The organism is Microbacterium sp. ProA8, assembly GCF_039905635.1.
Taxonomy (GTDB): domain Bacteria; phylum Actinomycetota; class Actinomycetes; order Actinomycetales; family Microbacteriaceae; genus Microbacterium; species Microbacterium chionoecetis.
The window spans coordinates 2,356,946-2,380,211 of the sequence record NZ_CP157000.1 but is presented as its reverse complement, the minus strand read 5'-3'; the positions used below and the strand labels follow the sequence as shown (position 1 = coordinate 2,380,211).

Sequence of the window (23,266 nt, the reverse complement as noted above, 5' to 3'; positions counted from 1 at the left end):
CGGGATGACAGCGACGTGCCGTCGCCGGTCCTCCGGAGGGCGGCTGATCTACTCGGCACGGAAGAGACGCATCGCTGTGCCCGGCAGGGCGATCGTGTCGCCGGGGGAGAAGGTCGGCGTCAGCTCGGACGGCCTCTCGTCCGCGCTCGACCACAGTGCGATGTACCGGGTCACGCCGTCCACGTCGGGGAGCGTGACGCTGGTCGGCCGCTCGGTGCCGTGGACCATGAGGAGCACCCGGTTGAACCCCTCGAACTCGGGAGTGGAGGCCGCCACGTACTGGAGCGTGCGGTGAGCCGGATCGGTCCACCGCTCGAGAGACATGGTCTCGCCGTGCTCGTCGTACCACTCCATGACGGATGCCGAGGGTGTGCGCTCGCCGAGCCGCGCGAAGCGGCTGGGGCGCAGCGCCGGGTTCTCGCGTCGCAGGCGCAGGAGGTGGCGCACGTGCGCGTACAGGTCCCGCTGCCAGGGGGCGTGCTCCCACGACAGCCACGTCAGCACGGAGTCGTGGCAGTAGGCGTTGTTGTTGCCCCGCTGTGTGCGGGCGAACTCGTCGCCCGCCGTGATCATGGGCACCCCGGCCGAGAGCAGGAGCGTGCCCAGCAGGTTGCGCATAGCCTTGCGGCGGGTCGCGAGGATCCCCGCGTCGTCCGTCGGACCTTCGGCGCCGTGGTTGAACGAGCGGTTCGTGTCGGCGCCGTCGCGGTTGTGCTCGCCGTTGCCGAAGTTGTGCTTCACGTCGTACGAGACGAGATCGCGCAGGGTGAAGCCGTCGTGCGCGGTCACGAAGTTCACGCTCGCGAGCGGCCCGCGCTCGTCTGCGAAGGTGTTCGCCGAGCCGGCGAGCCGGTTCGCGAAACCGCCGATGCCGACGGGGGAGGTGGATGCACGGCGCGCGTAGTCCACGTCGCTCAGCCAGAAGTTGCGGACGCGGTCGCGGTAGCGATCGTTCCACTCGCTCCATCCGTCGCCGAAGTTGCCGGTCTGCCAGCCGCCCATGCCCACGTCCCACGGCTCGGCGATCTTCTTGACGCCGGCGAGCGCCGGATCGTCGAGGATCGCACGGAGCAGGGGATGCTCCGGCGTGAAGTGGTGGGACGAGTCCCGGCCGAGTGTCGCGGCGAGATCGAACCGGAACCCGTCCACCTGCACGTCGTTCGCCCAGTACCGCAGCGAATCGAGCACCAGGCGGGACGCGGCATCCGTGGATGTGTCCAGAGAATTGCCGCAGCCGGTGACGTCGATGTACGCGCCGTCGTCCTCCTGCCGGTAGTACGCGCGGTTGTCGATGCCGCGCAGGCTCGAGCGCGGTCCGCCGATGCCCTCTTCGGCCGTGTGGTTGTAGACGACGTCGAGGATCACCTCCAGCCCGGCCTCGTGAAGCAGCCTCACCATTCCCTTGAACTCGCGGAGGACGGCGTCGGGTCCGTGTCGGCGAGCATCCTCGGTGGCATAGGCGGCGTGCGGGGCGAAGAAGCCCAGGGAGTTGTAGCCCCAGTAGTTCGTGAGGCCGTGCTGAAGCAGCCGTGGCTCGGTGGTGAAGGCGTGGACGGGCAGCAGCTCGATGCTCGTGACGCCCAGATCGAGGAAGTGCTGGACCATCGCCGGGTGCGCGAGTCCGGCGTAGGTGCCGCGCAGCGCTCCCGGTACGTCGGGATGCCGCTTCGAGAGGCCCTTGAGGTGCCCTTCGTACAGCACCGTGCGGTCCATGGGCACCGCGGGCTTGGGCACGCCACCCCAGTCGAAGGAGCCTTCGACCACGGCGGAGCGCCAGCCGTCGTACCCGGTGCGGACGACGCCGCGCGTGTACGGATCGAGCAGCAGTGTACCGCGGTTGAAGGTGTTGCCCGGCGCCTGCGGTCCATCGACGCGGATCGCGTAGCGGGCGCCGGGACGCAGGAGCGGCGTCGTGATCTCCCACACACCGCCGCCGATCGGGCTGAGCGGCTCGGTTGCGGTGATCCAGTCGAGGTCGGTGTCGTCGAAGACGACGAGGTCGACGGCATCCGCCGCGGCCGACCACACCCGCAGCCGACCGCCGTCGGGCAGCAGCACGACGCCCAGCCCATCGAGCTGCGGGCTGAGCAGGCCCGCGGCCGAGGGCGAGAGGACGGACTCCAGGCTGACCATGCGGACTACCATAACCATGGTCGGAGTCGGACTTGTTACGAGACCCGGTGCCGTGAGCCACGGGACTCGGGCGCAGCCGTCGGCGACGTGATCGAGAGGGGGCGGGTGCGCATGAGCGACCAGCAGATCTACCTCGACCACGCCGCCACCGCGCCGCTGCGCCCGGAGGCGCGGGACGCCTGGATCGACGCGGCCGCGGTGGCCGGCAACGCCTCGTCGATCCACGGGGCCGGGCAGCACGCGCGCCGGGTGCTCGAAGAGGCGCGCGAGCGCTTTGCCGCGGTGATCGACGCGGACCCGATCGAGGTCGTCTTCACGTCGGGGGGCACCGAGGCCGTCAACCTCGCCGTGAAGGGACTCTGGTGGGCACGACCCGCCCACGCGGACGCCGTGGTGCTGCCGGACGGCGAGCACCACGCGACGCTCGACGCGGTCGAATGGCTCGAGGCGCAGGGCGCCCAGGTGCGCCACGTCGGCATCGACGCCGCTGCCCGCATCCGCTCCGACGCGTTCGCGGCGGCACTGCCCGGCGCCGCCTTCGCCACCGCCCTCGTCGCCAACAACGAGGCCGGGACGATCAACGACGCGGCGGCACTCGCCGCGGCCGCCGCCGCAGCCGGGGTGCCGCTGCACCTTGACGCCGTCGCCGCGTTCGGGCACGTGCCGGTGTCGTTCCGCGCCTGGCGCGGGGATGCCCGCGGCCGTGCCGGGCTGGCGGCGCTGAGCGTGTCGGCCCACAAGATCGGCGGGCCGACCGGCGTCGGCGCACTCGTGGTCGCGCGCGGCGCCGACCTCACCGCCCTCCAGCACGGCGGCGGTCAGCAGCGGCGGCTGCGCGCGGGCACGCAGGACGTCGCCGGCGCGGTGGCGTTCGCCGTGGCCGCCGAGGCGGCCGAGGCGGAGCGAGAGGCCGAGGCGACGCGGCTCGGGGCGCTGCGCGAGCGGCTCGTGAGCGGCATCCGGAACACGATCCCGGGTGCGAAACTGCTCGGCGACCCCGTCGCCCGCGTACCGGGCAACGCCCACGTGCTCTTCCCCGGCGCGGCGGGTGAGACGCTGCTGTTCCTTCTCGACCGTGCCGGCATCGCGGTGTCGACCGGGTCGGCCTGCCAGGCGGGGGTGCCCGAGCCGTCGCACGTCGTGATCGCGATGGGGCGGACGGATGCCGAGGCCCGCCAGGTGCTCCGGCTCACGCTCGGACGCACCACCGTCGACGCCGACGTCGACGCGGTGCTGGCGGTGCTCCCCGAGGCTGTCGAGCGTGCGCGGGCGGCATCCGGGCCACGGTCAGGTGCGGGTTCGTAGACTGGACCCATGCGAATCCTTGCGGCCATGAGCGGCGGAGTGGACTCCGCGGTCGCGGCCGCGCGGGCCGTCGACGCCGGACACGACGTCGTCGGCGTGCACCTCGCCCTCTCCCGGGCGGGCGGCACCCTCCGCACCGGCAGCCGCGGCTGCTGCACGATCGAGGACGCGATGGACGCCCGGCGCGCGGCCGATCGCCTGGGCATCCCGTTCTACGTGTGGGACTTCTCGGAGCGCTTCCGCGACGACGTCATCGACGACTTCGTGGCCGAGTACCGCGCCGGCCGGACGCCGAACCCCTGCATGCGCTGCAACGAGAAGATCAAGTTCGCCGCGCTGCTCGAGCGCGCGCTCGAGCTGGGCTTCGACGCCGTCTGCACCGGCCACTACGCGACGCTGGTCGACGGACCCCAGGGTCTGGAGCTGCACCGCGCGTCGGACGCCGCGAAGGACCAGTCGTACGTGCTGGGCGTGCTGAACGCCGAGCAGCTGGCCCACACCTACTTCCCGCTCGGGGCGACGCCGTCCAAGGCGCTCGTGCGCGCCGAGGCCGAAGAGCGCGGCCTCACGGTGGCGCACAAGCCCGACAGCCACGACATCTGCTTCATCCCCGACGGAGACACCCGTGGCTGGCTCGCTGACAAGGTCGGCGCCGAGCGGGGCGACATCCTCGACCGCACCGGCGCGGTCGTCGGCTCGCACGAGGGCGCCCACGCGTTCACCGTCGGCCAGCGCCGCGGCCTCCAGCTCGGCGTGCCGGCATCCGACGGCAAGCCCCGGTTCGTGCTCGAGGTGCGGCCGGTCTCGAACACCGTCGTCGTCGGCCCCAAGGAGGCCCTCGCCACCGCCGAGATCGCGGGGGAGCGGTATTCCTGGGCCGGCCGACCGCAGCAGGCGGGCGAGTTCGCCTGCCACGTGCAGATCCGCGCGCACGCCGACCCGGTGCCCGCGTCGGCCACGCTCGCCGCGGGACTCTTGACCGTGGTGCCCGAGACGCCGTTCGACGGCGTCGCACCCGGGCAGACGGCGGTCCTCTACGACGGCACCCGCGTGATCGGGCAGTTCACGATCGATCGCACCGTCTCGGCTGTGCCGGTGGGGGCATAGCAGGCGGGAGACGGATGCCGCGCCGCGGCGTTCACCCGCGGGGTCCCCTGTCGGGCGCTCCATCCGCCGCGGAGGCCTGTGTGCTGTCGGAGCCCGCTCCTAGACTGACGGGGTGACGGATGCCGTACTTCCCGCAGACGCCGGCCTCGAGGCCGCGCGAGTCGAAGCCCAGGATCTGACCGAGCGCATCCTCGGCGCACGTGACGCGTACTACGGGCGCAACGCGGAGATCGTCGACGACGCCACCTACGACGGATGGATGCGGCGGCTCGAAGAGATCGAGCACATGCACCCCGAGCTGCAGGGCCAGGACTCGCCCACCCAGACCGTGGGAGCCGCCGAGAGCTCGATGTTCGCGCCGATCGAGCACGCCGAGCGCATGCTCAGCCTCGACAACGTGTTCAGTGCCGAAGAGCTGCGGGACTGGTGTGTGAAGGCCCAGGCCGCCGCCGGCAGGAAGGTGCGGTGGCTGACCGAGCTCAAGATCGACGGTCTCGCCATCAGCCTGCGCTACGAGCGCGGGGTGCTGACGTCGGCGGCCACGCGCGGCGACGGCCGCGTCGGCGAGGACGTGACGATGAACGCGGTCCGCGTCGCGGGAATCCCGCAGCGGCTCGCCGGCAGCGGTCACCCGGACATCGTCGAGGTCCGCGGTGAGGTGTTCATCCCTGTGGCGGCGTTCGCACGGCTCAATGCGCTGCAGGCCGAGATGCGCGACCGCGCCGTCGACGAGACCCGGGCCCGCAGCCGGGCGTTCGACGAGGCGAAGGCGCGTGTGAGCGCCGAACGCCGGTTCCCGTCGTTCGCCAATCCGCGCAACGCCGCGTCGGGCGGGCTGCGTCAGCAGCTCGACAAGAAGGACGGCCTGGAGCACGAGGCCGGGCAGGCCCGCCTCGATTCCCTCCGGCTGTTCGTCCACGGCATCGGCGCGTGGAGCCGGCCTCCCGTCGACTCGCAGAGCGAGATCTACGCGCTGCTCGCGGAGTGGGGTCTGCCGACCAGCCCTTACTTCCGCACCACGGACGACATCGACGGCGTGCTGGATTTCGTCGCACACTATGGCGAGCACCGCCACGACGTCGAGCACGAGATCGACGGCGTCGTGGTGAAGGTCGACGAGCTCGCGCTCCATGACGAGCTGGGCGCGACCAGTCGCGCTCCGCGGTGGGCGATCGCGTACAAGTACCCGCCCGAGCAGGTCAACACCAAACTGCTCGACATCGTGGTCTCGGTCGGGCGCACCGGTCGGGCGACGCCGTTCGCCGTCATGGCGCCCGCGCGGGTCGCGGGGTCGGTGGTGCGGCAGGCGACCCTCCACAACCAGGACGTCGTGCGCGCCAAGGGCGTGCTCATCGGCGACACGGTCGTGCTCCGCAAGGCGGGCGACGTCATCCCCGAGATCCTGGGTCCCGTCGTCGAGCTGCGCGACGGCACCGAGCGCGAGTTCGTGATGCCCGCCGACTGCCCCGAATGCGGCTCGGCGCTCGCCCCGGCGAAGGAAGGCGACATCGACCTGCGCTGCCCCAACACGCGTGCCTGCCCCGCGCAGGTGCGCGGGCGCGTGGAGCACATCGGCTCACGCGGCGGTCTCGACATCGAAGCGCTCGGCGAGGTGACCGCTGCCGCTCTCACGCAGCCGTCGGTGCCCGAGGTCCCGCCCCTCGAGACCGAGGCCGGCCTGTTCGAGCTCACCCTCGATCAGCTGGTTCCGATCGAGGTCGTCGTGCGCGATGCCGAGACCGGCGAACCGCGCGTCGATGAGAAGTCCGGCGAGTTCGTCCGGCGGGCACCGTTCCGCCGCAACCCCTCTGCGGCGGAGAAGAAGGCGGGAGCGGTCGGTCCGCAGCCCTCTGCCCAGGCGATCACGCTGCTCGATCAGCTCGAGCGCGCGAAGACGAAAGAGCTGTGGCGATTCCTCGTCGCCCTCAACATCCGCCACGTCGGACCCGTCGCCGCGCGTGCTCTCGCGCAGTGGTTCGGATCGGTCGAGGCGATCCGGGCGGCGTCGCGCGACGAGCTCGCCGGCGTCGAGGGTGTCGGCGGCATCATCGCCGACTCGCTCATCGACTGGTTCGAGGTCGACTGGCACCGCGAGATCGTCGAGCGGTGGTCCGCCGCCGGCGCGCAGCTGGCGACGCCCGGTCATCCCGGCCCGGGGGCGGCGGTCGTCACCGGGGGAGTGCTCGCGGGCCTCACCGTGGTGGCCACGGGCTCGCTCGACGGGTACAGCCGCGAAGGGGCTCAGGAGGCGATCCTCAAAGCCGGCGGCAAGGCGGCGTCGAGCGTCTCCAAGAAGACCGACTTCGTGGCCGCGGGGCCGGGCGCGGGGTCCAAGCTCGCGAAGGCGGAGGAGCTCGGCATCCGCATCCTCGATGCCGCGCAGTTCCACGTGCTGGTGACGCAGGGCCCCGACGCACTGGGCGCCCCGCCCGACGTGAGCTGAGGTCGCGGCTCGCGACTGGGAGGATGGCGGCATGGCGCAGTGGCTGTATCGCATCGTCCCGTCGCGGCCCGCGATGGTGAGCGATCCCACTCCCGACGAGCAGCGCATCGTCGGGGATCACTTCGCGTATCTCGTCGCGCTGCGAGATCGCGGCATCCTGATCCTCGCCGGCCGGACGCAGGAGGCGGAGGGCACGTTCGGCATCACCATCTTCGAGGCGGATGACGAATCAGCGGCTCGCGAGATCATGCACGCCGACCCCGCGGTGGCGGCAGGTGTCTTCGACGCGACGGTCCATCCGTACCGGATCGCCGTGGCGCGCGACGGACTGGCGGAGTGAGCGTCAGACTCCGGTGTTCAGCGCGAGCAGACGGTCGCGCACCTGCCGGCGCAGCACCTTGCCGATGAGGGACTTGGGGAGCTCGTCGACCACGTAGATCCGCCGGGGCACCTTGTACGGCGTCAGGATGCCGCGTACGAACTCGCGCACGGTCTCGACGTCCACGTCCTCACCCGGGGTGAGCACGATGGCCGCGACGACGTCCTCCCCGGAGTGGTCACTGGGGAGGCCGACGACCGCGGCGTCTTCCACCCGTGGGTGCTGACGCAGGGCGATCTCGACCTCCGTCGGCGCGACGTTGAAGCCGCCCGTGATGATGAGCTCCTTGATGCGGTCCACGATGCGCACGAATCCCGCGTCATCGATGGTGACGATGTCCCCGGTGCGGAACCAGCCGTCCGCGAAGACCGCCTCGGTTTCCTCCGGCTTGCCGTAGTAACCGCCGAACACCTGCGGGCCGCGCACCACGAGCTCGCCCCGCTCGCCGGCGGGCACATCCTTCGTGGGGTCGTCGGGATCGACCACTCGGCACTCGGTTCCCGGCAGCGGCAGACCGACCGTACCCGGCACGCGGTTGTCCGCGACCGGGTTGGCCATCAGCACCGGCGAGCACTCGCTGAGCCCGTAGCCCTCGACCAGGAAGCCGCCGGACGCCGCCTCGAACGGCACGACGAGCTCGTGCGGCAGCGCCATCGCCCCCGAGATGGCGACTTCGGTGCCTTCGAGCGAGACCCCCTTCTCTCGCGCGGCCTTGAGCAGGCGGTCCGCGATCGGCGGGACGAGGGGGAGGAAGGTCGCCGGATGCTTCTTCGCGACGTCGAGCACCATATCGGGATCGAAGCGGGGGAACAGCACCAGCCGGGCGCCCATGGACATCGCGAACGTGAGGCAGAGCGTGAGCCCGTAGGCGTGGAACATCGGCAGCACGGCGTAGACGACGCATCCGTCTCCGCGCACGATCGAGGGCACCCACGCGCGCGCCTGCGCGGCGTTGGACAGCAGGTTCCGATGCGTGAGCGCCGCACCCTTCGGCGTGCCGGTGGTGCCGCTCGTGTACTGGATGAGGGCGAGGTCGTCGGTCGCGGGGCGGGGATGGGATGCCGGCAGCGGCGCCGCACCGACGATCTGCTCCCACGGCACGGTGCCCGAGACGCGCTCGGTCAGCGCCGCGCGGGACTCGCGCGCCTTCGCGATCGGGAGCTTGAGGGCCATCCGGGTGCCGAACGGCATGGCTTTGATCACGTCGACCGACACGAGACCCGTCACGGCCAGGTCGGCGGGGAACTCCTGCACGGTGGCCACGACCTTGGTCCACACGATTGCGTGCTTCGCTCCGTGGTCCTCGAACTGCTTGCGGAGCTCCCGCGGCGTGTACAGCGGGTTGTGCTCGATGACGACGGCGCCGAGCCGCAGGACGGCGTAGAAGGCGACGATGTGCTGCGGGCAGTTCGGCAGCACGATGGCGACGGGGTCGCCCGCCTTCACGCCGAGTTCTCGGAGACCCGCGGCCGCGCGTTCGATCTGCTCGTGCAGCGAGCGGTACGACGTCTCGCGCCCGAAGAACTGCAGGGCCGCGGCATCCGGATAGTCGCGCGCGGAGGCGTCGACGATGTCGACGAGAGAGCCGGTGACGGGGGCGAGGTCCTCGGGAACGCCTTCGGCGTAGCTGGCGATCCAGGGGCGCGGCGGGTCGTAGGTCGTCACGCGATCAGCCTACGCCGGGACCGCCGTGGGGCCGGGCCGCGGCCCCGGTAGGCTGGGGAGGTGTCTGAAATCACCCCCGATCTCGTGCGCCATCTCGGTGTGCTCGCCCGGATCCAGCTGAGCGACGAGGAGGTCGAGCGCCTGACCGGCCAGCTCGACGCCATCGTCGACAACATCGCCAAGGTCTCCGCGGTCGCCACACCCGACGTCGCCGCCACCAGTCACCCGATCCCGCTCGAGAACGTGTTCCGGCCGGACGTCCCGGGAGACCTGCTGACGCCCGCGCAGGTGCTGCAGAACGCACCGGATGCTGCGGACGGCCGCTTCCGCGTGACAGCGATCCTCGGCGAAGAGCAGTAAGGGACCCCGACGTGACCGATCTCACGAAGCTGAGCGCTGCTGCGCTCGCAGACAAGCTCGCCGCCCGCGATGTGTCCAGTGTCGAGGCGACGCAGGCGCACCTCGACCGCATCGCGGCGGTGGATGCCGACGTCCACGCCTTCCTCTACGTCAACGAGCACGCGCTCGACGTGGCGGCCGACATCGACCGCCGCCGCGCGGCCGGTGACGACCTCGGCCCGCTCGCCGGCGTGCCGCTCGCCATCAAGGACGTCCTGGTGACGACGGACATGCCGTCGACGAGCGGCTCGAAGATCCTCGAGGGCTACATGTCGCCCTACGACGCGACCGTGGTCTCGCGCTCGCGCGCCGCGGGCCTCGTCCCGCTCGGCAAGACGAACATGGACGAGTTCGCGATGGGCTCCTCGACGGAGCACTCCGCGTACGGTCCGACGCGCAACCCCTGGGACCTCACCCGCATCCCGGGCGGCTCGGGCGGTGGCTCGGCGGCCGCGGTCGCGGCGTTCGAGGCGCCCCTGGCGCTCGGCTCCGACACGGGCGGGTCGATCCGCCAGCCTGCGCACGTGACCGGCACGGTCGGCATCAAGCCGACCTACGGCGGCGTCAGCCGCTACGGCGCGATCGCGCTCGCATCGAGCCTCGATCAGGTCGGCCCCGTGGCCCGCACCGTGCTCGACGCCGGGCTCCTGCACGACGTGATCGGCGGGCACGACCCGCACGACTCCACGTCGCTGGCGCACGAGTGGCCGTCCTTCGCCGCGGTCGCCCGCGAGGGCGCCACGGGTGAAGGGCTGAAGGGCCTCAAGGTGGGCGTGATCCGGGAGCTTCCCGACAGCGGCTTCCAGGCCGGGGTGTCGGAGTCGTTCCGCACCGCACTGGCCGCCATGGAGGCGCAGGGCGCCGAGATCGTCGAGATCAGCGCGCCGCACTTCGAGTACGGCGTCGCCGCGTACTACCTGATCCTGCCGGCCGAGGCATCCAGCAACCTCGCCAAGTTCGATTCCGTGCGCTTCGGCCTGCGTGTCGAGGTGCCGGGCGGCACCGTCGAAGACGTCATGGCGAAGACCCGCGACGCCGGCTTCGGCGACGAGGTGAAGCGCCGCATCATCCTCGGCACCTACGCGCTGTCGGCGGGATACTACGACGCCTACTACGGGTCGGCGCAGAAGGTCCGCACGCTCATCCAGCGTGACTTCGACGATGCGTTCGCGCAGGTCGACGTCATCGCGACGCCCTCGGCGCCGACCACGGCGTTCCGGCTGGGTGAGAAGATCGACGACCCGCTGCAGATGTATCTGAACGACCTGACGACGATTCCGGCGAACCTCGCGGGCGTGCCCGGCATCTCCATCCCGTCCGGCCTCGCCGCGGAAGACGGCCTGCCGGTCGGCATCCAGTTCCTGGCGCCCGCGCACGAGGATGCGCGCCTGTATCGCGTGGGTGCGGCGCTCGAAGCGCTGCTGGTCGACTCGTGGGGCGGCCCGCTCCTGGACAGGGCCCCGGCCCTCGGCGCGAACGGAGGCGTCCGCTGATGGCGAAGGACAAGCTGCTGGACTTCGACAAGGCCCTCGAGCTCTTCGAGCCCGTGCTCGGCTTCGAGGTGCACGTCGAACTCAACACCGAGACCAAGATGTTCTCGGCTGCCGCCAACCCCGCGAACTCGGCCAATCACGACGCCGCGCCCAACACGCTCGTCGCGCCCGTCGACATGGGCCTGCCGGGTGCGCTCCCCGTCGTCAACGAGACGGCGGTGCGCTACTCGATCAGCCTGGGGCTCGCACTCGGCTGCTCGATCGCCCCGTCGAGCCGTTTCGCGCGGAAGAACTACTTCTACCCCGACCTCGGCAAGAACTATCAGATCTCGCAGTACGACGAGCCCATCGCCTTCGAGGGCTCTGTCGACATCGAGCTCGCCGACGGCGAGATCGTCACGGTTCCGATCGAACGCGCGCATATGGAAGAGGATGCCGGCAAGCTCACGCACGTCGGCGGCTCGACCGGCCGCATCCAGGGCGCCGAGTACTCGCTCGTCGACTACAACCGCGCGGGCGTGCCGCTGGTCGAGATCGTCACCAAGCCGATCTTCGGCGCCGAGCACCGCGCGCCGGAGATCGCGAAGGCCTACGTCGCCACGATCCGCGACATCGTGATCGCACTCGGCATCTCGGAAGCCCGGATGGAGCGCGGCAACCTCCGCTGCGACGCGAACGTCTCGCTGCGCCCGCGTGGCCAGGAGAAGCTGGGCACCCGCACCGAGACGAAGAACGTCAACTCCATGCGCTCCGTCGAGCGGGCGGTGCGCTATGAGATCCAGCGTCAGGCGGCGATCCTCGCCGCGGGTGGCACCATCACGCAGGAGACCCGGCACTGGCACGAGGACACCGGCACCACGTCGCCGGGCCGTCCGAAGTCGGACGCCGACGACTACCGGTACTTCCCGGAGCCCGACCTGCTGCCCGTCGCGCCCCCGATCGAGCTGATCGAGGAGCTCCGCGCCGCGCTTCCCGAGCCGCCGGCCGCACGCCGCCGCCGGCTGAAGACGGAGTGGGGCTTCACCGACCTCGAGTTCCAGGACGCCGCCAACAGCGGCATCCTCCCTGAGATCGCGGCGACCGTCGCGGCCGGCGCGTCACCCGCGTCCGCACGCAAGTGGTGGACCGGCGAGATCGCGCGCCTCGCCAAGGTACAGGGGCGCGAGGCGTCCGAAATGACCACGCCCGCCGAGGTCGCCGCGCTTCAGGCGCTGGTCGACGCGGGCACGCTCACCGACAAGCTGGCGCGTCAGGTGCTCGAAGGCGTGATCGCCGGCGAGGGGTCGCCGCAGGAGATCGTGGACGCTCGCGGGCTCGCCGTGGTCTCCGACGACGGGGCGCTCATCGCGGCCATCGACGAGGCGCTCGCCTCGCAGCCCGACGTGCTGGCGAAGATCCGCGACGGCAAGGTGCAGGCCGCCGGTGCGGTGATCGGCGCCGTCATGAAGGCGATGAAGGGACAGGCGGATGCCGCACGCGTGCGCGAGCTCGTCCTCGAGCGGGCGAGCGCTCCCGGCGCCTAGTCACGCACCGGTCGCGGCCGACGGGTCGGCGAGAGGGCGCATCCGTTCGGGTGCGCCCTCTCGTCCATGTCGGTGGCTGCTGCGAGAATCGACCCATGGGGCGTGGTGACGGATCCGGCCGCGTCGTCTCGCCCGAGGGCGCCGACGACACCGGCGCCGGCATCCTCCACGTCGACATGGACGCGTTCTACGCGTCTGTCGAGCAGCTCGACGACCCGTCGCTGCGCGGCAAGGCGATCATCATCGGTGCGCCCGACGGCCGATCGGTGGTGTCCAGCGCTTCCTACGAAGCTCGTCGCTTCGGCGTCCGCTCGGCGATGCCGGTTGGTCAGGCGCTTCGGCTCTGCCCGACGGCCATCGTCGTGCTCCCGCACTTCGAGCGGTACCTGGAGATGTCGGCGCAGGTCATGCGCATCTTCCGCGACGTCACGCCTCTCGTGGAGCCGTTGTCGATCGACGAGGCGTTCCTCGATGTCCGGGGGGCGCGACGGCTGTGGGGAAGCCCGGGATCGATCGCACGGATGCTGCGGCAGCGTGTCCTGGACGAGACCGGACTGACCTGCAGCATCGGCGTCGCCGCGACCAAGCATGTCGCGAAGATGGCCTCCACGCTGAGCAAGCCCGATGGGCTGCTCATCATCTCGGAGGCCGAGACGGCGGCGTTCCTCGCTCCGAGATCGGTCCGCGCACTGTGGGGCGTCGGCCCGAAGGCGTCGGAGGCGCTCGAGAGCCGGGGCATCCGCACCATCGCGGACGTCCTGGAGGCGCCGCGCGAGGTGCTCGATCGAGCGCTCGGCGCCGCGATGGGTGATCGTGTCTGGCATCTGGCCCGCGGCATCGACGCCCGCCACGTGGACACCGGGCGCGTCGAGAAGAGCGTGGGCCACGAAGAGACGTTCCACCACGACATCGCCGACACAGCGGTCCTGCGTTCGGAGTTGCGCCGGCTCGCCGATCGGGTGGGCGCGCGGCTGCGCGGCCACGGCTGGGAGTCCTCGACGGTGGCGATCAAGGTGCGCTTCGCGGATTTCACGACGATCTCCCGCTCGCAGACCCTGGTCGAGCCGACCGCCGTGGGTCAGCGGATCGGGGATGCCGCGCTCGAACTGTTCGCATCGGTGGATCGCGCCCTGCCTGTCCGGCTGATCGGCGTCCGCGCCGAGAAGCTGCGTCCCGCCGGAGCGGCGGCGCCGACGCTGTGGGATGACGACGCCGGCTGGCGGCGCATCGAGGATGCGCTCGACGGCGCGGCGGCGAAGTTCGGCCGCGGCGCCGTCACCCGCGCCACCCTTCTCGGCACGCGCGGCGGCGGCACGATTCCCACGAGTCCACCGGCCCCCCGGCTCGACCAGGGCTGACGAGCCGGGAGGTGCGTTCTCCCGGCCTCTGCACGGTGTTGCGGCGGCGGCTGTGCCGGAGCGCCCGCGCCCGCTACCGTTGACCCATGCCCAACATCGCACTCGAACTCGGCCAGCAGTCCGCCTCCTTCGGCGTGAAGAGCGCATACGGCGAGCAGCAGGACGTCGACGGCGTCCGCATCATCCCTGTCGCCCTGACGTGGTCGGGCTTCGGCGGCGGCTCCGACGAGGCGGGAAACGGCGGGGGCGGCGGGGGCGGCTGGGCGATCCCGGTCGGCGCCTACATCCGCCGCGGCGACGACCTTCGCTTCGAGCCGAACCTCATCGCGCTGCTCACGGTCGCGGTCCCGTTCGTGTTCTTCGCCGGCCGCGCGCTCAGCCGTGTCATCCGCGCTCTCAAGAAGTAGCCCTGACGCGGTCGGCACCTCGCTCGCCGTCGCGGTCGACCGGATCACCACGGCGATCGCGGGGGTCGCGGCATCCAATCCGGTCGTCCTCATCGATGGCCGCAGCGGTGCCGGCAAGTCCACCTTGGCGCGTGCGCTCGTCGCTCAGTGGCCGCTGCGCGGGCGCGTGCAGGTCGTGGCGCTGGATTCCATCTACCCGGGCTGGGATGGCCTCGACGACGGCGTGGAGCTGGCGAGAGAGCTGATCCTCACACCGCACGCGCGTGGGCTCATCGGTGTGTGGCAGCGCTGGGACTGGACGGTGGGCGAGCCTGCCGAGGCACACGCGGTCGACCCCTCGCTGCCGCTGATCGTCGAGGGCGCCGGTCTGCTCACGCCCGCGACGGCGCGCCTCGGGGACGTGCGGGTGTGGCTGGAGTCACCCGCCGCGTCGCGCAAGCAGCGTGCTCTCGCGCGCGACGGCGAGGCATTCCGCCCGCACTGGGAGCGATGGGCGCGGCAGGAGCAGCGGCACGTCGCGCGCGACGACCCGATGCGCCTCGCGACGCTGGTCTTCCCGGTGCCCTGACCTCGCTCGTCAGCCGTCGCGATCGAGCGCGGCCACGAGGCCGTCCAGCCGGTAGCCGATCCAGTCGTAGATGCCGAAACGGGGGTCGCTGACGTCGTGGTCGTCTTCCGCTTCGATGCCGAGCCGGGTCGCCAGGACGAGCCGCACGGCCGCGAGAGTGCGGAGCCAGGCCTGCGCCGAAGGATACTCGAGACGGATCTCGACCTGCTCCAGGAGCGCCGGGTCTTCGGGATCCTCGGGAATCCGCGCCGCGTCCTGCAGAGAGGCGAGGACGACGGTCGCGTCGGCGGCCCGCCGATCGAGCAGGTCCGACTGGGTGAGCGCACGGAACTCGCGTGCTGCCTCCGCGTCGTCGGAGTAGGCGGCGGGCACGAGCCGGGCGAGCGCCGGATCGCCGTCCTCGGGAGCCGAATCCCGGAGCAGCTCGGTGAACTGCCCGACCAGGCTCGCGAGGTGCGCAGCCTCCAGCCGGGTGATCTCCATCGCCACGGTCCTGCCGGTCATGACGGCTCCTGTCGCACGGTCGCCCACAATCCGTAGTCGTGCATCGCCTGGGCGTGCAGTTCCATCTGCTCCCGTGCCCCCTGAGCGACCACCGCGTGACCCTCGTTGTGCACGGCGAGCATGAGACGCTCGGCCTCGGCGCGGGGGAGGCCGAAGTACTCGCGGAACACATGGGTGACGTAGCTCATGAGGTTGACGGGGTCGTCCCACACGACGGTCTGCCAGGGCCGCGCAGGGTCGATCCGCTCAGCGATGTCGACCTCACGGTCGACGGTGGGAGCTGCCACCGGGGTCATCAGGCCCACCCCAGCTCATGCAGACGGTCGTCGTCGATCCCGTAGAAATGGGCGATCTCATGCACCAAGGTCGTGTGCACCTCGTCGCGGAGCTCATCCTCGTCGTCGCAGGCCGCCAGGTGCGGCTCGCGGTAGACGATGATGCGATCGGGCAGCTCGCCGATGCCGTAGCGCTCGCGCTCTGTCAGCGCCCACCCGTCGTACAGTCCCAGCAGATCGAGGCTGCCGTCCTCGGGTCGGTCCTCGACGACGAAGACGACATTGTCGAGGCCCTCGACCATGTCGTCGGGGAGCGCGTCCAGCTCGTCGGTCACCAGCTGCTCGAACGTCGCGGCATCCATCTCCATCATGATGCCCCGCTTCTACGCGAATGGGGCGCGTGAGACGCGCCCCATTCGAACGAATTTGGGGTGAGTAACGGGACTCGAACCAGTTACGCACCGGGTGGCAAAACGGGCAAGATCCGCGGAATTACGCGGGAAACCGGGGTCCGGGGTCATCCCACTCCTAGGCAGAAATATGCAGGTTTGATGGGCCATATGTAGGCACGCCTACGTCTCTCCAGCATGGTCCAGCTTCTTGCGATGCTCTGCCACGCGCCGCTCAAGGCAGTCGCGGACCATCTCACTCGCGCTCGCGAATCCTTCATCGTGCGCGATCGCCTTCGCCTGTTCCCACAGTTCGTCGGGTATGCGGATGCCGCGGATTGTCGTTGCGGGCTGATTCGGCATACGCGACAGTCTGCCACCGGTGGGCTCGCTGTTCATACAGATACCTCCTCCCCATCAGGCAAGGGTACCCCGGTGTTCATACACCCTTCAAATGCGTCTCGATAGCACACATCTGTATGAACAGATGACCGGTTGACGAAGGTTGGCTAGCGAAGTATCCAAATCGTTACACAAAAAGCGCCATTTGTCCCCCAAAAGGGGGACACGTCTGTACGAATTCACCGCCCGCAGTGTCCGACTGCCGGGTTAGCCTCAGAGTGCTCCCCGGGACGCACCGTGCGCCGTCCAGGCAAACGGGGAAGCGTCATCCTGGGGGACCACATGGGCGTATGCGGTATCGGACTAACCTGCGAGCTGATCTGTCCGGCGAAGAAGCCGGGTCACGAATGCACGCTGACCATGCTCGAGTTCGCTGAGCTACTTGATACGCGCCTCGACGTCGCGCCAAAGGGCAGCGAAGTTCTGGTGACCGTAGGTGTTGTGTAGGTAGTCCGCCAGGGTTGCCACCTGAATGATGTCCAACTTCTGCGGCGGAGTCTTCAACCACCTGTAGAACGTCTTCGGGGACATGCCGGCCTCTTCCGCCGCGCTCGTCACGTTCACTCGATCGTCATTAGCAATGTTCTCGCGGATCATCCGCATCAGTTCTATGGCGCGAGCGCGCGCCAAGTCTCGGCGTCCAGCGGTCCCCATAGCGGTTGAGTCTAGCGTCACAGTGCCTAAGAGTTCGCAATTCTGAGGCTGATACGTGCTATAACCTCCAACGGATCAGATTCTCAGTTGTGAGAATCCGAAGTTCCACAGATCTGCCGTATCAGGCAGTAGACAGCGGACTCCGCGGGGCGTACATTCTCATTTATGAGAACTCCCGCACTCCCGGCTCAGCAGATCAGCCGGCTCCTCACCTCCCAGGGTCGTGACTACGACTGGTTGGCTCAGGCGTCGGGAATCCATGCTGACAAGATCCACGCCGTCATCGTAGACGGCTCACAAGACCTCACCTTTGAGGACGCTGCGGTCATCGCAGACACCCTCGGATGCGACCTTCCGTTTCTCATTCATGGGACTGAAGAAGTCGCGGTAGGTATCCCGCAGATCGCCTCAATGCTGGGAGTTTCGACCGACACCATCTACCGGATGGTTCGGGGCGGCGACATCCCCGGTTTCAAGATGAAGGGCGTTTGGCGGTTCTTCCCGTCTGAGGTGAAGGAGCACGTCAAGGCTCCGAAGGTTGACCCGTGGGCTCAGTCCGCGCGGTCCCGTTCACGGAAGCGGGTGGCGTGATGTTCCGTGCGTTGAATGCGATCGCTGGCGGGTTCCTGTTCTTCTTCGGCGCCACCCTTGTGTTTTTCGGGGTGGATGGGTGGGTGCCGCTCGGTATCGGGGCTGCACTGCTCGCCGTGGATTTGCTGGTTGAGCACCGGCAGCACGAAACCGTACAGGGCCGGCCCAGGTTTGAGTCGGACGTTGACCACATGGGGGGTGTGTGATGACTGACGGAATCCAGCGGGCTATGACCCGCCATATCCGGTGCGCGTGGGAAATCTACGCCGTCACCGAACGGGGCATGAGCGCCGGTGAAGCCCTCCGCGTCTTCGACAACTGGATGGACAGTGTCGGCGAATCGGCGGTCCGTAAGGCGGGTGAGTCGGATGTCGGATCGTGAGTTCGCGTTCGGTCAACTCCTCGCCACCCTGGGGCCGTTGGATGAGTTGGAGCAGGAGTTCGTGCAGTGCGTGTTCAACGCCGGTTGGGACGCGAGCGAGGCTGCGGTGCCGGCGACTGGTCCTGGGGTCATGCTCACCTCGGATGCTGCCGCTCGGGACTTCGCGCGTTCTGTGATCCGCGGTAAGCGGCTTGACGGAGAGGCGGGACGATGAGCGACCTTGCATGGTTCATCGCCGGGATGGGTTTCCAGGTCTTGTTTTTGACCGCCGCGGTGGCCATATTCCCCGGGTTCTTCCGGGGTTCGGTGAGCGACGCACAGGTCGAAGCTGCGGTGCACGCGCTCTGGGAGGCTTACGACCCCGCTCCTGTCATCGAACCCGGTGACTACGCGCCCATGCGTGCTGCTCTCGAGGCCGCAAAGGATGTCCGATGATTCCGTCTCGTCCTGTTCCGGACATCCTCACAGAAGACCCGCCACTGCCCACGGACATCCCAGAGCTCGAGTAACCCGCAGCTCTACTGGCCCCCGTCGCCGTCACACGCGACCCGGGCACTATCCGGCGCGCCCGGATGCAGTACCCCTAGCCCGCTCAGCGGAGGGGTGAACAGCACTCGCAGTAGTAACAGCCCCATCACGGGGACCGCCCAGGAACACCAACTCCCGGCTACGAGGACTGCGAACGGTTATTGACCATCGCCAAGCGAGCGCTGGCGCTGCACCCAAGTTTCACGGTGGGGGTGCACTGCTGCGGTGGAGGTTTCTGTCGAAGGGAACCATCAACTTTCCAGAGACCGCTACGGCGGTCCTGATACATGACGCGGAGTACCCGTTTCAGTGGCGACCCCTCGGGGTGACGGTCCATCGGTGAAAGGCGTAGCGCGGGACGTACCCATATCAGTGGCGGGCTTCGGTCGACGGTCCATTGGGGAAAGCGCGCGGTCCTGAGATGCATGGCACACACCCGCGTACAAGTCGCGGCAGGACACCAACCAACCATCACCACCGAGAGGGACTGCCATGACATACACCACGCGCAAGGAAGCGAAGGAAGCGGGCTGGTTCAGCCGGCGCCACCGCACGAGCGAGGCACATGAAGGCGCGGTTGCCACGCGCAACGCGTTCCGCGGCAAGTGGGCGCGGCGCCGTGCCGCCGAGGAGCGCCATGCGATCTGGGATGCGCTCAGTGACGCCGAGCGGGCGGTCAAGATCGCGGCGGGTCGGACCCGCTATCTCAGCACCCACTGAGACGCAGCTTGTGGGGTTCGGTTCGGCCAGGGGGTACCGAACCCCACAACACACAAACCGAAAGGAAGCTGTCATGCGAACGATTGACACCGCCACCTTCTACCTCGTGCAGCGACTCGAGTCCCGCAACCCGATCGACAACACGCGCGGGTTCGACGGGTACTTCACCCTCGACTACATGGGCTCATCGGAGTTCGAGTGGGGCGCGATCCCCAAGGCTCTCAAGGAGATGCGTGAATGCCCCGCCGTCGTAGAGCCTGCCCGGGTCCGTATCGCGGGGGCGCAGCACGACGTGTATTTCGTCGGCCACGAGGGTGTGCGTGGGGCCGTGGGGCCGATGGAGGAGTGGGCGGCGGGCACCGAGTACCGCGGACCGTTCCGGGGTAAGGAGTGGACCCACTTCGATGAAGTTCTCATGGGAACAGCCCGCGAGTTTGTCCGCACCGACGCGTGGTGGGACATCGAAAGCAACATCGCATGGGCCGTCAGCCTCACCGTCGCCGATCGCCTCGCGAAGGCATTCAACAGCCGTCCGCGGACATGAAGCGCGACCTAACCGCGTGGGTGAACGGTCGCCCTGGATGGATACACCGTGAACGCAACCACACCATCCGCCACGCCATCCTCTACGGGCTCACCGTAGCCCTCATAACCCACGCGGCCCTGACCGTGCTGTTCTCACCGAACCGGAGGAACCGATGAGCGTTGACCCTGCCGTCGCCGCCGCCGCAAACGCCTACCTGTCCCTCCCGATGAACTTCGGGGAGCCCACGAACCTGATCCTCATCGCTGAACGGGATGCGTGGGTTGCGGCGGTGGAGTGGCTTGTTGGTCACCCGGAAGAGTACGCACGCCTCAGCCGCCAGACGACGCCCGCCGACGAGTGGGAATACCGATATGCCGAAGTTTTCGACGACGGCGAGATGTACACCTACGGCTCCGGCGCTAACGGCGACATGGGATTCCCGACATACGAGGCGGCGCACGCCGCACGCGTCGAAGACACCGACATCGTGGTCCGTCGTCGCCGGTCTGGCCAGTGGGAGCCGGTGTCGTCGTGAACCGTCCCACTGAGCAAGCGCTGATTATCACCGTCACTGGCCGCGGGCTCCTGGCGTCGTGCTCATGCGGTGAGGAACTGGGCGAGTCGGTGTCGTGGGACTCGAGCGTCGCCAAGCACGCCGAACACATCGAGCAGGACCACGGGAGCGCGTCGTGAACCGTCCTGTTGATCTTGGCCCTATGGGTGAAGCCGCCCCCGTGAAGGGTGCCCGCCGACGCGGCCCGAACGTCCTTGTGATTGTCGGCTGGCTGTTCGTCGCCGTCATCATCATCCAAATCATCGTGGAGGTAACCCTGTGAACGAATACACCGCACGCAACGGCGTGAAGGTCGAATGGGACGGCGACACACTCAAGGTTGACACCCTTGCGTACTTCGACCGGTGGGGCACTCACTACCCCGCGCTGACTGAGTTCTTCCGTGCTGAGGAAGACGAACGCCTCGGACGGTGGCGCTGGCCTGAGAACCCCGACTTTGTCATGTATCCCGATGACGACGGAGACGTGATGGTCCTCGACGAGCGGGAACCCAGCGCCCACTTCTACCCGCGCGTCTCATCCGTCGCGAGCATCACAACCGATCGCGCGCGTGCTGCTCAGGCGTACTTCGACACTCACCCTGAACCGAAGCCCTGGCACGACGCCAAGCCCGGCGAGATATGGGTCCTTGACGTCGAAGATTCCGAGACCACCGGGCACCGGGCACCGTACGAAGTGCTATTGCTCGGCGATTTCAGGGAGGTCGCCACCGGGCTAATTTACGGACCCCGCCACCGTCAAATCCGAGCCGGGCGCCGCATCTACCCCGAGGACGACGACTCATGAAGTTCACGGCGTCGAACGGGGTGACGGTCATCGAAACCCCCCAGTACGTCACCTTCCAATACCCGGGTGACCTTTGGACCGGTGTCCACCTGTCACACCCGACGGTCACCGCGTTACGCGAATACTTCACCACACACCCCCAGGAGGAGTCGTGAACTGGTCGGCCATGGTCGTTGACGAGGTGGACCGCACCTTCAAACACCCCGACATTGCGTGGGCGTTCGAGGACTGGAAGACCACCAAGTCGTATGCGTTCTACGGTCCCGCGGTGCGTACAGCGTTCACAGCCGGCGCCGAATGGGTCCTCAACCGGCTTGCCGAGTGGGAAACCCTCACGGAAGCGGAAGCTGTCGAAGAACTTCGCCGTGGTGACCGGTCCGTGTTCCACCCCCTGTTCTCCGCAGATCCGAAGATCACCGCCGACTGCCCCCGAGACGGGCGCGTTGTCGTGGACGCCACCGGTATCTGCGACCACTGCCTCTACGACTTCGCCAAGGAGACACCATGAGCGACGAAAGCCAGCTTGCGAAAGCACTCACAGCGTTCCACACGGAACTGCCGAAGGTCGGGAAGGGATCAACCAACCCGGCCTTCAAATCTAAGTACGCGGACCTGGCAGACATCGTGTCCGTGGTCCTCCCGGCCCTCGCGAAACAGGGTCTCGCATGGATCACCACGCCCCGTGTCAGTGATGACGGTTTCGTGCTCGAGTACGAGCTGCGTCACACGTCGGGGGACAGCATCACGGGTTCATGGCCGTTGCCCGACCCAGAGAAGGCAACCCCGCAGCAGATGGGGTCCGCTGTCACCTACGCGAAGCGGTACACACTGTCTGCCGTGACCGGGATTGCACCGGACGAGGACGACGACGGGAACGCCGCATCGAAGGGGCCTGGTGCCGCACCTCGCCAAACCCGCGCCGCCCGGGTGCAGGACTCGGCCGACAGGATCGAAGACGCTGTCGTGGCCATCGGCAAGGCCACGACCCCTGAACTGCTGGACAAGATCGAGACGCACGCGAGGTCACTCGGCATCCACGGTATCGACCGGGTGCGGACCGCACTTGAAGCGAAGCGCGCCGAGCTCGGGCCGTCCCTCGTAGACCACTGGGCCGCAGCTGAGCCCCCGAAGGAGTCGTGATGTCCAAGCCCAGAGTTTTCCACTCCAAGACACGCCTCACAGACCCTTGGGGCGTCAGGTACAGGGCGTCGGAGACCACTGATTGGTTCCCGAACTGGACCGACGCGATGCGGAAGGCGCTCCTGTGGGCGCGGATCTCCAACGGTGCCGCGAACGTCATGCGAGACCTGCCGTGAACGTCCTCGACGCACCCCGAGTAGACGAAGACACGACCGTCCTCGACGACCTCGACTTCGAACCGAGGTGTGAAGCGCGAGCCCACGGAACCGGGACATCCGGCCACGTGGTTGACGAGCCCGCAGCGTTCCTTGTCGTCGCACCCTGCGGGGCATCCCGGATGATGTGCGCGGCATGGGTGGCGTCCACGCTGCCGCATCAGAAGCTTGTCTGCGTCCCCGGGTGCCGTCAGACCCACTCGTTCACCCTCGTCAAGTTCATCCCGCTATGAGTCGCGCGAAACCTATCCCTCCCGGCAACCGCCGCATCGTCGAAGAGAGATCCGGCTCCGTATGCGAGGGCTGCGGGAAAGCACGCGCAACCGAGGTTCATCATCGTCGTTTTCGTTCTCGCGGAGGAGGGCACGAGGTTTCCAATCTGTTGCACCTGTGCGGGTTCGGGAACAACGCCAAAGAGGGATGCCACGGTGTCGCGCATTCCGCTGAGGGTGGCGAGCTCGGATGGTCCTGCAACTCCTGGGAGAACCCGAAACACCGCCCGGTCCTGTACCGGGGAACCCTGATGTGGCTTGTCGACGACGGGCGAGTGGTCGACGTCAAACCTGAACCCGATTTCTGAGGGAGGCCAGTTATGTCGTCAGAGTCATATCCCGGCCGCGACGACCCGTGGGTAGAAACGCTCATTGGCTACGCGGCAGGCCCGTCGCGGCCGCAGAGAGATGTCGCGATCCGCGCGTTGTGGATTCAGCACGGGTGGACCGTCGAAGAGATCAACGAGGTGTGTTCGGTTGACCTTGCCGCGGTGCGGTTCGCGCTCAACCACTACCCCGTCAGCAACC

Annotated in this window: 27 protein-coding genes; 20 read left to right on the top strand and 7 right to left on the bottom strand. The window is 68.6% G+C overall.

The annotated features are described in order from the left end of the window. Positions 1-48: 48 nt before the first annotated feature. Positions 49-2,133, bottom strand: a complete 2,085-nt coding sequence (gene glgX, locus ABG085_RS10595; RefSeq protein ID WP_347979170.1) for a glycogen debranching protein GlgX — start codon at positions 2,131-2,133, stop codon at positions 49-51. Between the two features lie 111 nt (positions 2,134-2,244). Here glgX and ABG085_RS10590 point away from each other — a divergent pair, with 111 nt between their 5' ends. From ABG085_RS10590 to ABG085_RS10575, 4 genes are all read left to right on the top strand, one after another. Continuing rightward, positions 2,245-3,438 (top strand): cysteine desulfurase family protein, encoded by a 1,194-nt coding sequence (locus tag ABG085_RS10590; RefSeq protein WP_347975710.1) that lies wholly within the window; start codon positions 2,245-2,247, stop codon positions 3,436-3,438. Positions 3,439-3,447: 9 nt separating this feature from the next. After that, positions 3,448-4,545: a tRNA 2-thiouridine(34) synthase MnmA gene (gene mnmA / locus ABG085_RS10585; protein WP_347975709.1), complete on the top strand. Its 1,098-nt coding sequence runs from the start codon at positions 3,448-3,450 to the stop codon at positions 4,543-4,545. A gap of 112 nt (positions 4,546-4,657) precedes the next feature. Then, positions 4,658-6,988 carry an NAD-dependent DNA ligase LigA gene (ligA, locus tag ABG085_RS10580; RefSeq protein ID WP_347975708.1) on the top strand — a complete coding sequence of 777 codons (2,331 nt, stop codon included), beginning with the start codon at positions 4,658-4,660 and terminating at the stop codon, positions 6,986-6,988. 31 nt (positions 6,989-7,019) lie between these two features. Continuing rightward, on the top strand, positions 7,020-7,328 hold the full coding sequence (locus ABG085_RS10575; RefSeq protein WP_347975707.1) for a YciI family protein: 309 nt from the start codon (positions 7,020-7,022) through the stop codon (positions 7,326-7,328). Positions 7,329-7,331: 3 nt separating this feature from the next. Here ABG085_RS10575 and ABG085_RS10570 read toward each other — a convergent pair whose 3' ends face one another. After that, on the bottom strand, positions 7,332-9,032 hold the full coding sequence (locus tag ABG085_RS10570; protein ID WP_347975706.1) for a long-chain-fatty-acid--CoA ligase: 1,701 nt from the start codon (positions 9,030-9,032) through the stop codon (positions 7,332-7,334). 60 nt (positions 9,033-9,092) lie between these two features. Here ABG085_RS10570 and gatC point away from each other — a divergent pair, with 60 nt between their 5' ends. The 6 genes from gatC to ABG085_RS10540 all read left to right on the top strand — a co-directional run bounded on the left by gatC (position 9,093) and on the right by ABG085_RS10540 (position 14,780). Next, on the top strand, positions 9,093-9,392 hold the full coding sequence (gatC, locus tag ABG085_RS10565) for an Asp-tRNA(Asn)/Glu-tRNA(Gln) amidotransferase subunit GatC (protein WP_347975705.1): 300 nt from the start codon (positions 9,093-9,095) through the stop codon (positions 9,390-9,392). 11 nt (positions 9,393-9,403) lie between these two features. Then, positions 9,404-10,924 carry an Asp-tRNA(Asn)/Glu-tRNA(Gln) amidotransferase subunit GatA gene (gatA, locus tag ABG085_RS10560; protein ID WP_347975704.1) on the top strand — a complete coding sequence of 507 codons (1,521 nt, stop codon included), beginning with the start codon at positions 9,404-9,406 and terminating at the stop codon, positions 10,922-10,924. Continuing rightward, positions 10,924-12,447 carry an Asp-tRNA(Asn)/Glu-tRNA(Gln) amidotransferase subunit GatB gene (gene gatB / locus ABG085_RS10555; protein WP_347975703.1) on the top strand — a complete coding sequence of 508 codons (1,524 nt, stop codon included), beginning with the start codon at positions 10,924-10,926 and terminating at the stop codon, positions 12,445-12,447. Before gatA ends, gatB begins: the two co-directional genes overlap by 1 nt. 95 nt (positions 12,448-12,542) lie before the next feature. Beyond that, positions 12,543-13,805, top strand: a complete 1,263-nt coding sequence (locus tag ABG085_RS10550) for a DNA polymerase IV (protein WP_347975701.1) — start codon at positions 12,543-12,545, stop codon at positions 13,803-13,805. Positions 13,806-13,891: 86 nt separating this feature from the next. Then, positions 13,892-14,212, top strand: coding sequence for a hypothetical protein (locus tag ABG085_RS10545; protein WP_163617309.1), 321 nt, complete (start codon positions 13,892-13,894; stop codon positions 14,210-14,212). A 43-nt stretch (positions 14,213-14,255) separates the two neighbouring features. Further along, positions 14,256-14,780: a hypothetical protein gene (locus tag ABG085_RS10540; RefSeq protein WP_347979169.1), complete on the top strand. Its 525-nt coding sequence runs from the start codon at positions 14,256-14,258 to the stop codon at positions 14,778-14,780. A gap of 9 nt (positions 14,781-14,789) precedes the next feature. Here the strand turns inward: ABG085_RS10540 and ABG085_RS10535 are convergent, their stop codons facing one another. From ABG085_RS10535 to ABG085_RS10515, 5 genes are all read right to left on the bottom strand, one after another. Further along, entirely contained in the window at positions 14,790-15,284 is a 495-nt protein-coding gene (locus tag ABG085_RS10535; protein ID WP_347975700.1) for a DUF2017 family protein, read from the bottom strand. Further along, a complete protein-coding gene (clpS, locus tag ABG085_RS10530; RefSeq protein ID WP_347975699.1) occupies positions 15,281-15,589 on the bottom strand; it encodes an ATP-dependent Clp protease adapter ClpS in 309 nt (102 codons plus the stop codon). Before clpS ends, ABG085_RS10535 begins: the two co-directional genes overlap by 4 nt. Beyond that, entirely contained in the window at positions 15,580-15,930 is a 351-nt protein-coding gene (locus ABG085_RS10525; RefSeq protein ID WP_347975698.1) for a metallopeptidase family protein, read from the bottom strand. Before ABG085_RS10525 ends, clpS begins: the two co-directional genes overlap by 10 nt. A gap of 201 nt (positions 15,931-16,131) precedes the next feature. Next, on the bottom strand, positions 16,132-16,347 hold the full coding sequence (locus ABG085_RS10520; protein ID WP_347975697.1) for a ribbon-helix-helix domain-containing protein: 216 nt from the start codon (positions 16,345-16,347) through the stop codon (positions 16,132-16,134). 381 nt (positions 16,348-16,728) lie between these two features. Next, on the bottom strand, positions 16,729-16,947 hold the full coding sequence (locus tag ABG085_RS10515; RefSeq protein ID WP_347975696.1) for a hypothetical protein: 219 nt from the start codon (positions 16,945-16,947) through the stop codon (positions 16,729-16,731). A gap of 222 nt (positions 16,948-17,169) precedes the next feature. Here ABG085_RS10515 and ABG085_RS10510 point away from each other — a divergent pair, with 222 nt between their 5' ends. The 10 genes from ABG085_RS10510 (at position 17,170) to ABG085_RS10465 (ending at position 22,251) form a co-directional block, all read left to right on the top strand. Next, positions 17,170-17,595, top strand: coding sequence for a helix-turn-helix domain-containing protein (locus ABG085_RS10510; RefSeq protein ID WP_347975695.1), 426 nt, complete (start codon positions 17,170-17,172; stop codon positions 17,593-17,595). Further along, positions 17,592-17,801: a hypothetical protein gene (locus ABG085_RS10505; protein ID WP_347975694.1), complete on the top strand. Its 210-nt coding sequence runs from the start codon at positions 17,592-17,594 to the stop codon at positions 17,799-17,801. The genes ABG085_RS10510 and ABG085_RS10505 overlap by 4 nt, the downstream gene beginning before the upstream one ends. Further along, positions 17,801-17,977: a hypothetical protein gene (locus ABG085_RS10500; protein WP_347975693.1), complete on the top strand. Its 177-nt coding sequence runs from the start codon at positions 17,801-17,803 to the stop codon at positions 17,975-17,977. The genes ABG085_RS10505 and ABG085_RS10500 overlap by 1 nt, the downstream gene beginning before the upstream one ends. Positions 17,978-18,187: 210 nt before the next feature. Further along, positions 18,188-18,412: a hypothetical protein gene (locus tag ABG085_RS10495; protein ID WP_347975692.1), complete on the top strand. Its 225-nt coding sequence runs from the start codon at positions 18,188-18,190 to the stop codon at positions 18,410-18,412. A gap of 585 nt (positions 18,413-18,997) precedes the next feature. Then, positions 18,998-19,225, top strand: a complete 228-nt coding sequence (locus ABG085_RS10490) for a hypothetical protein (protein ID WP_347975691.1) — start codon at positions 18,998-19,000, stop codon at positions 19,223-19,225. A gap of 73 nt (positions 19,226-19,298) precedes the next feature. Beyond that, positions 19,299-19,769, top strand: coding sequence for a hypothetical protein (locus ABG085_RS10485; protein ID WP_347975690.1), 471 nt, complete (start codon positions 19,299-19,301; stop codon positions 19,767-19,769). Positions 19,770-19,923: 154 nt separating this feature from the next. After that, the gene (locus ABG085_RS10480; protein WP_347975689.1) at positions 19,924-20,286 is read left to right on the top strand and encodes a hypothetical protein; all 363 of its coding nucleotides are present in this window, start codon (positions 19,924-19,926) and stop codon (positions 20,284-20,286) included. A 297-nt stretch (positions 20,287-20,583) separates the two neighbouring features. Then, positions 20,584-21,111, top strand: coding sequence for a hypothetical protein (locus tag ABG085_RS10475; protein ID WP_347975688.1), 528 nt, complete (start codon positions 20,584-20,586; stop codon positions 21,109-21,111). 151 nt (positions 21,112-21,262) lie between these two features. Then, positions 21,263-21,619 carry a hypothetical protein gene (locus ABG085_RS10470; protein WP_347975687.1) on the top strand — a complete coding sequence of 119 codons (357 nt, stop codon included), beginning with the start codon at positions 21,263-21,265 and terminating at the stop codon, positions 21,617-21,619. Further along, the gene (locus tag ABG085_RS10465) at positions 21,616-22,251 is read left to right on the top strand and encodes an ERF family protein (protein ID WP_347975686.1); all 636 of its coding nucleotides are present in this window, start codon (positions 21,616-21,618) and stop codon (positions 22,249-22,251) included. The genes ABG085_RS10470 and ABG085_RS10465 overlap by 4 nt, the downstream gene beginning before the upstream one ends. Positions 22,252-23,266 lie beyond the last annotated feature (1,015 nt).